This window comes from Sporolactobacillus shoreicorticis (assembly GCF_024125445.1).
Classification (GTDB): domain Bacteria; phylum Bacillota; class Bacilli; order Bacillales; family Sporolactobacillaceae; genus Sporolactobacillus; species Sporolactobacillus shoreicorticis.
Genome location: NZ_JAMXWM010000094.1, coordinates 1 through 672, shown reverse-complemented (window position 1 = coordinate 672; position 672 = coordinate 1). Strand labels below are relative to the sequence as shown.

The following is a 672-nucleotide window of genomic DNA, read 5'->3' as shown; positions in this document are numbered from 1 at the left end:
CTGAAGGCAATCTCTTCGGCTGCCGTGAACAGCTGACCTTTCAGTCCGTCTTCCGTCTGCTGGTACCGAACCGCGAACAACGGCTTCTGTGCAATCGTGTCATCGTAGACAATGAACATGTCCAATGGCGTGTTATAAATGCAGCACGTCTCTGATTCTTCATTCTGATAGAGCAGCTCGAAGCCGTGACCGTATATGCTGGTAATCTTACTCAGTTCGGCTTGATTATCATCCATATCGTTCCGAGTCAGGAAGTCATCCACCCGTTCGTTCACGCCCGGATCATCATGGCTGACCTTTATCGGGAGCCCGATAAAATAGCCGTTAAATGTGTCGGTAATGTACTTGGCATAATTGACGACCAAGCGATTATCCGGCTTGTAATCGGGCTTGTCCTCCTGGTCAAGGATCGGGGGCTTACTTTGATAAAGTTTTTCCAGCCGCTGATAACGTGGCAGCTCTATCTGGTGCAGTTCGATGAAATGGCTGACCACTTCTGCCGTGATTTCTTCCTCACGCGGAAACGTAAAAACCATGCTCACAACCCTCCTTTAAAAACTTTAACCTGAACACTTGAACCCATTTTTTCAGCAATGCCAGTCAGTGCATCCGGCGCATCATCATGCTCGTTCTTGCCTTCTTTTTGATACCCTGTCAGCGCCTTATACAATT

The 672-nt window shown here is 48.1% G+C and carries 1 protein-coding gene; it reads right to left on the bottom strand.

Going from position 1 to position 672, the window contains the following annotated elements; genetic code table 11:
• Nucleotides 1–536, bottom strand: a 536-nt coding sequence (locus NIE88_RS22125; protein ID WP_253065716.1) for a phage portal protein, incomplete at its 3' end; no start/stop codon positions are given.
• Nucleotides 537–672 lie beyond the last annotated feature (136 nt).